Origin of the sequence: Rossellomorea oryzaecorticis, assembly GCF_038405515.1 — a bacterium.
Taxonomy (GTDB): Bacteria; Bacillota; Bacilli; order Bacillales; family Bacillaceae_B; genus Rossellomorea; species Rossellomorea oryzaecorticis_A.
This window is the reverse complement of record NZ_JBBYAF010000020.1, coordinates 65,450-72,106: the sequence shown is the minus strand read 5'-3', so window position 1 is coordinate 72,106 and position 6,657 is coordinate 65,450. Positions and strand designations below refer to the sequence as shown.

Here is a 6,657-nt window from a genome sequence, read left to right as displayed (position 1 = left end):
TCACACCCGTTCCCATGCCGAACACGGAAGTTAAGCTCTTCAGCGCCGATGGTAGTTGGGGGATCTCCCCCTGTGAGAGTAGGACGTCGCCAGGCTAAAATCATTCCGCAGTAGCTCAGTGGTAGAGCTATCGGCTGTTAACCGATCGGTCGCAAGTTCGAATCTTGCCTGCGGAGCCATTGCTTCCATAGCTCAGCAGGTAGAGTGCTTCCATGGTAAGGAAGAGGTCACCGGTTCGAGCCCGGTTGGAAGCTTTTATTTTTTTGAAAATAGACTGGCCCATTGGTCAAGCGGTTAAGACACCGCCCTTTCACGGCGGTAACACGGGTTCGAATCCCGTATGGGTCACCATGTTTTTTGTACAAGCAAAAGAAATCACCATACATATTGGAGGATTAGCTCAGCTGGGAGAGCATCTGCCTTACAAGCAGAGGGTCGGCGGTTCGATCCCGTCATCCTCCACCATAGATTTTTGCGCAGCGCAGCGAAGCAAAAGATCTTTCCATCCTTTACTAAGTTTAGTAAAGAGACAAGCTCTTTAGAATTTTATACGCCGGTGTAGCTCAACTGGTAGAGCAACTGACTTGTAATCAGTAGGTTGGGGGTTCAAGTCCTCTTGCCGGCACCATTTTCTTTCATTGTGGAGGGGTAGCGAAGTGGCTAAACGCGGCGGACTGTAAATCCGCTCCTTCGGGTTCGGCAGTTCGAATCTGCCCCCCTCCACCATTGTATATTACAGACTGAAATGGACATATTAGTAATGTCCCTTTTTTATGTCATTATATTGGGCTATAGCCAAGCGGTAAGGCATCGCACTTTGACTGCGACATGCGTTGGTTCGAATCCAGCTAGCCCAGCCATCAAGAGCCATTAGCTCAGTTGGTAGAGCATCTGACTTTTAATCAGAGGGTCGAAGGTTCGAGTCCTTCATGGCTCATCACTATTTCTCACATCTTATCCATAGGTGTGAGAAATTCCTATATCACGGGGCCTTAGCTCAGCTGGGAGAGCGCCTGCTTTGCACGCAGGAGGTCAGCGGTTCGATCCCGCTAGGCTCCACCATACATACGACATGAAGAACCTCAACTCTTTTTAAGAGTTGGGGTTTTTTTGTATTGGTTTGGTGGTCGGGTAATTTGATGATGATGGTGGGAATGAAGGCAGGTAAGAAACTAATTTTTTCATAAAATTCTATTTGAGATGCAAGTAGACTCAAAAATAAATGGGTTTTGAATTATTTTTTCCATTAAGAGGGGAGGGGAGCATCTTTTTCATCCTATTAGGCCTTATTTAATCGGAGTTAAATGGGGAAAGCATAGTTATTGGTGACGGTCAGGAAGGGATTGAGCCAGTTTGAAGGATAATCGCGCCGGATTCCGAATAATTGCGCCAGAATCCTGATAATTGCGCCACTTTCACGATAATTGAGCAACTTGTCGAAAAACTTTAAAGTTTACAAGCCCCAATTCCAACAACCACCAATCAGCCTCCGCCAATCACCCTCCACTCCTCATTATGCATATTGCGCAAAAATCTCTACCCATCCATCACCACGAAGAAACAAAACCCTCATAATCTTACACCACCCCGCTCCTCAACCCATCCCTAATCGCATATATATACATAATCCTGTCAAGTTGAGTCATCGCTCACTATCAGGATACAATAGAAGAAGAGATAGACAATTGGGTAAGGAGGAATTTTCATGAACAAAAACATATCTATTATCGGGGTACCAATGGATTTAGGACAAATGAGACGCGGGGTCGATATGGGGCCAAGTGCCATCCGTTATGCAGGAGTGGTAGAGCGTCTTGAGAACCTCGGTTATGAAATGAAAGACCTTGGGGATATAGAAATTGGACAAGCGGAACGTGTACATAATAATCCGGATACTAATTTGAGGAATTTGAAAGCGGTTGCTGAAGCTAGCAGCAAGCTGGCATCTAAAGTAGATGAAGTTATTTCAAATGGTGATTTTCCATTGATTTTTGGAGGAGATCACAGTATTGCCATTGGAACATTGGCAGGGGTTTCCGCTCATTATGAAAATCTCGGCGTCATCTGGTATGATGCACATGGCGATTTAAATACTGGTGATACTTCTCCTTCCGGCAACATTCATGGTATGCCGCTTGCGGTTAGTTTAGGGATCGGCCATGAGGACCTGACAAGCATTGGGGGGAGCACGCCGAAAATCAAACCGGAGAATATCGTGATCATCGGGGCTCGCTCTTTGGATGAAGGAGAAAGAGAACTCATTAAGGAAAAGGGTATCAAGGTATATACCATGCACGAAGTTGACCGTATGGGCATGGCAAAGGTGATGGAAGATGCGATAGGATACTTGAAAGATAGAACAGATGGTGTTCATCTGTCTCTTGATCTTGATGGTCTGGATCCAAGCGATGCTCCTGGAGTTGGTACGCCTGTTCTTGGAGGAATCAGCTATCGTGAAAGTCATTTAGCCATGGAAATGCTTGAGGAAGCAAAAATCATTACATCTGCAGAATTTGTAGAGGTAAACCCGATTCTTGATGAAAAAAATAAAACCGCAACCGTAGCCGTTGCTCTGATGGGATCATTATTCGGAGAAAAGTTGCTGTAAGAAAAGCAGAGGCGGCCTATCGACAGGACACCGGCAGCACACTTTCCATTGTGATTGTGATTTACCGGGCTGCCAGCTGTCGCAGCTTGTGACAATGAACGTTCATTCCCGAAATAACACAAATAAGGCTGAAAACCTCCCAACAGGTTTTCAGCCTTTTTCTATTCTATCTTCTTTCAATTTTGTTTGACTATCTGGTATTGGTTTAATAGATTATCCAGTCGAGTGCTCAAATGAACGACTTTTTCGTCAGCGAATGATGACTCTCTTGCAAGTTCTACCATTTGACGACGACAGTCCTCGATTTGATATAATAACTCATTTCTAACCCTTCCACTCATGGTGAATCCCCCTGTACATTAAAGATTAGTCCTTTTATACCCCATTTCTATAATTTGTAAACATTTTTTGGTGAAAATTTGTTAGGATTATATTATGAAAAAAAATGAAACCTTTTTAGAGGATGAAACGTATATAAATATAGCCGCATAGAGCGGGGGTATAATGATATGGAAGCATTAGTGAAAAAACGGATAAAACAAGTGTTAAAAGGCGATCAAAGTGCTTTCGCTGAGTTAGTGGAACTTTATAAGGATAAAGTGTTTCAGATTTGTTATCGGATGCTGGGAAATCGGCATGAAGCAGAAGATATTGCGCAGGAAGCTTTTATCAGGGCTTATGTAAATATTGAAACCTTTAATCAGAAGAGAAAGTTCTCCACGTGGCTGTTTCGGATTGCGACAAATCTTTGTATCGACAGGATACGTAAGAAGAAGCCGGACTATTATTTGGATGCCGAGGTGGCAGGCACAGAAGGATTGACGATGTACTCACAGGTTGCAGCCGATGTACAGATGCCTGAGGATGAAGTGGAGAACATGGAACTTCAGGAAACGATACAGAAGGAAATTTCCAAGCTCCCGGAGAAATATCGATCGGTTATCGTGTTAAAATATATCGAGGAACTTCCGCTGCAGGAAATCAGTGAAATACTAGATATGCCTTTAGGTACTGTCAAAACAAGAGTACATAGAGGGCGGGAAGCTCTTCGTAAACAATTAAAATCTTTATAGAGAGGGTGAGTGGAGATGAAAACTTGTCCTGAAGAAATGATCGATTATATGCATGACTATTTAGACGGCGATATTACAAGTGAACATGAGCAGAAACTGAAGAATCATCTGCAGCAATGTGAGGATTGTCAGCATCACTTTCATGAATTGAAAAAAGCGATTGCGTTTGTACAAAGCACTTCACATATAAGCGCGCCGGATGATTTTACAAATAGTGTGATGGACAGATTACCAAAGGAAAAGAAAAAGGTGGGCGTAGAGAGATGGCTGCGCCACCATCCGATGCTGACAGCGGCAGCACTATTCTTATTTTTTATGACAGGAAGCGTGTTTGCCTCATGGAATGATAATGAGGATTTTTCTTTCACCAAAAATGATGCGCTGGTCGTACAGGATCACACGGTCGTGGTTCCTGAAGGTGAAGTAGTGAATGGAGATCTCACCGTACGGAACGGCGATGTGAAAATAGAAGGAAAAGTGACAGGGGACGTAACCGTGATTAATGGGAAGCAATACCTTGCTTCCGCCGGTACTGTTACAGGGGATATCAAAGAAATCGATGCGGCATTTGAATGGCTTTGGTACCAGATCAAAAGCGGGGCCAAAGATTTAGTTGAATGGGGAAATTCGCAACTTGATGAAAAGTAAGATATGATAAAAGGGATGAAACGATGCATTGTTCGTCCCAGATTGACTGACATGCAGGGGAAGATTCCTCGTTTCATGTCAGTTTTTTTGAGGAATACTTTAAAAGAATAATTGTTTTATTGGTAATTATTTATTTATATAGAGCCATGGGGTTCTTTCCTGTAACAGAATGAGAATGTGCTATACTATATTAGTTACGAAAAAAGAAGCCACATGGCGGCTTACGCTTTCGATTAAGCTATTGGAGGATGTAATATGCCGTTTATCGATTTATTTTCAGATTACTCTGCCCTGGATTATGTCTCGGATATCGTAGACATTCTTGTGGTATGGTTTGTTATTTATAAATTAATCATGCTCATAAAGGGTACCAAGGCAGTTCAATTATTAAAAGGTATCTTTGTCATTATCATCGTCAGGGGGCTCAGTAGTATCTTTGGTTTGGATACGCTGGGTTGGATGATGGAGCAGGCGCTCACATGGGGGTTCCTCGCAATCATTATCATCTTCCAGCCTGAGCTGCGACGTGCTTTGGAGCAGCTGGGAAGAGGACATTTATTCTCTAGGACCGGCATGCAGGAGGAAGAAGAACAGGAGCAAATGATCGAGTCCATGACGAAGGCAGTCAGTTATATGGCTAAACGCCGGATTGGTGCTCTTCTTTCGATTGAAAGAGAGACCGGGATGAGTGATTACATAGAAACCGGCATTGCGATCGATGCCAAGATCACGTCTCAATTGCTCATTAATATTTTTATTCCGAATACTCCGCTTCACGATGGAGCAGTGATCATTCAGAAACGCCAAATTGCTGCTGCAGCTTGTTATCTGCCTCTCTCCGAAAGTCCATTTATTTCGAAAGAGCTAGGAACAAGGCACAGAGCAGCTCTTGGGGTAAGTGAAGTGACAGACAGCATCACGGTTGTCGTATCGGAAGAAACGGGAGCAATCTCCATAACGAAGAACGGAGAGCTGCATCGCGACCTGTCATTAGAGCGCTTCAAGGAAATTCTTACGGTCGAGTTGATAGGCGAAAAGACAAGTGCTTCCTCATCAAAATGGAGCTGGAGGGGGAAGAAAGAAAATGGATAAATTCATGGAATCCCGTTGGTTTATGCGTGTGGTCGGATTACTCCTGGCATTCATCCTTTATTTATCAGTGAACTTTGATGACTTCCAGAAGACCGCGAACAATAGCAGCAACCCACAAACGTCCTTTGACACCATTCAAAATGTACCTCTTGAAGTTTTTTATGATTCCGAGAACCTTGTCGTCTCGGGTCTGCCTGAAACCGTCAATTTGACGGTGGATGGGCCTAAAGCGATCGTTCAGCCAACAAAGACGTTAAAAGATTTTCAAGTATATGTTGACTTGAATGATGTAGGAATCGGTGAACATCAGGTTCCTGTGGAAATCGATAATATATCGGATAAATTAAAAGTGAAGATCAATCCGGAGTTTGTAACGGTCACCGTACAGGAAAAAGTGACCGAGGAATTTACGATCGAGCCCGAGTTTAATACCGGTCTCCTATCGAACGGATTCGAAGCAGAAGGATTATCTGTCGATCCGAAGACGGTCAAGGTAACGGGGGCAAAAGATCAGATTGACCAGATCACATATGTAAAAGCAACCCTTGATATAGAGGGTGAAATAAGTGAAAATGTCACGAGGGAAGCTAAAGTTCAGGTGTTGGACCGTGAGTATAACAAACTTAATGTTCAGATCGAGCCCGAATATGTGGATGTCACCGTATCGGTGGTGAATCCGAGCAAGGAGGTTCCGATAGCCATTAAGAAAAAAGGTTCATTGCCTGAAGGAACGACGCTTGAATCCATATCGGTAGAGCCTGAAACAGTGAACGTATTCGGCAGGCAAGAAGTGCTGGATTCAATCAAAGAACTCACAGCGGAAGTGGATTTAAGTAAAGTCACGAAAGATGCGACCATCTCAGTGCCTTTATCTCTGAAAGACGGGTTGAACAAAGTAGCCCCAGAGGAAGTAAAGGTCAAGGTAGATGTGAATACCAAGTCTGAGAAGAAAGTATCTGGAATCGATTTGAAACCAGAGGGCTTGGGAGAAGAATACGAAGTGACCATACTGACGCCTGAGGGTGGAGCGATTGATGCCACGTTACAAGGCGAAAATGGTGCAGTTGAAAAAATAACAAAAGATGATTTTAATTTAGCGCTTGATTTAACAGACTTGGAACCAGGCGAGCATGAAGTCGAGATTGATGCCGAGGGGCCTGAAAACGTTGATTGGACGCTATCTCAAGATACCGTAAAAATAAGGATTGAAGAAAAGAACACGTCAGCATAAGTGCT

At 43.6% G+C, this 6,657-nt stretch carries 6 protein-coding genes, 9 tRNA genes and 1 rRNA gene; 15 read left to right on the top strand and 1 reads right to left on the bottom strand.

All coding sequences use genetic code 11. The features are described 5' to 3' along the window. The 11 genes from rrf to rocF form a co-directional block, all read left to right on the top strand. Window positions 1–95, top strand: a 5S ribosomal RNA gene (rrf, locus tag AAEO50_RS11690); the annotation flags it as partial. Window positions 96–104: 9 nt separating this feature from the next. Next, window positions 105–179: transfer RNA gene (locus tag AAEO50_RS11685), tRNA-Asn, on the top strand. 2 nt (window positions 180–181) lie between these two features. Then, window positions 182–254 (top strand) — tRNA-Thr (locus tag AAEO50_RS11680). 22 nt (window positions 255–276) lie between these two features. After that, window positions 277–351 (top strand) — tRNA-Glu (locus tag AAEO50_RS11675). Window positions 352–389: 38 nt separating this feature from the next. After that, window positions 390–465 (top strand) — tRNA-Val (locus AAEO50_RS11670). A gap of 87 nt (window positions 466–552) precedes the next feature. Further along, window positions 553–628 (top strand) — tRNA-Thr (locus tag AAEO50_RS11665). A 14-nt stretch (window positions 629–642) separates the two neighbouring features. Then, window positions 643–726: transfer RNA gene (locus AAEO50_RS11660), tRNA-Tyr, on the top strand. A 59-nt stretch (window positions 727–785) separates the two neighbouring features. Further along, window positions 786–860 (top strand) — tRNA-Gln (locus AAEO50_RS11655). Between the two features lie 4 nt (window positions 861–864). Further along, window positions 865–937: transfer RNA gene (locus AAEO50_RS11650), tRNA-Lys, on the top strand. 49 nt (window positions 938–986) lie between these two features. Beyond that, window positions 987–1,062: transfer RNA gene (locus tag AAEO50_RS11645), tRNA-Ala, on the top strand. Window positions 1,063–1,705: 643 nt separating this feature from the next. Beyond that, complete coding sequence (gene rocF / locus AAEO50_RS11640) at window positions 1,706–2,608, top strand: arginase (protein ID WP_341983771.1); 903 nt, start codon at window positions 1,706–1,708, stop codon at window positions 2,606–2,608. A gap of 176 nt (window positions 2,609–2,784) precedes the next feature. Here rocF and AAEO50_RS11635 read toward each other — a convergent pair whose 3' ends face one another. Next, window positions 2,785–2,949 (bottom strand): aspartyl-phosphate phosphatase Spo0E family protein, encoded by a 165-nt coding sequence (locus AAEO50_RS11635; RefSeq protein ID WP_341983768.1) that lies wholly within the window; start codon window positions 2,947–2,949, stop codon window positions 2,785–2,787. A 168-nt stretch (window positions 2,950–3,117) separates the two neighbouring features. On the opposite strand from AAEO50_RS11635, the gene sigW reads away from it, so the two are divergent. The 4 genes from sigW (at window position 3,118) to AAEO50_RS11615 (ending at window position 6,652) form a co-directional block, all read left to right on the top strand. Then, on the top strand, window positions 3,118–3,681 hold the full coding sequence (gene sigW, locus AAEO50_RS11630) for an RNA polymerase sigma factor SigW (RefSeq protein WP_175986398.1): 564 nt from the start codon (window positions 3,118–3,120) through the stop codon (window positions 3,679–3,681). A 15-nt stretch (window positions 3,682–3,696) separates the two neighbouring features. After that, window positions 3,697–4,329: an anti-sigma factor gene (locus AAEO50_RS11625; RefSeq protein WP_341983764.1), complete on the top strand. Its 633-nt coding sequence runs from the start codon at window positions 3,697–3,699 to the stop codon at window positions 4,327–4,329. A 255-nt stretch (window positions 4,330–4,584) separates the two neighbouring features. Further along, window positions 4,585–5,421, top strand: coding sequence for a diadenylate cyclase CdaA (cdaA, locus tag AAEO50_RS11620; protein WP_341983762.1), 837 nt, complete (start codon window positions 4,585–4,587; stop codon window positions 5,419–5,421). Further along, the gene (locus AAEO50_RS11615) at window positions 5,414–6,652 is read left to right on the top strand and encodes a CdaR family protein (RefSeq protein WP_341983760.1); all 1,239 of its coding nucleotides are present in this window, start codon (window positions 5,414–5,416) and stop codon (window positions 6,650–6,652) included. Before cdaA ends, AAEO50_RS11615 begins: the two co-directional genes overlap by 8 nt. Window positions 6,653–6,657: the final 5 nt, after the last annotated feature.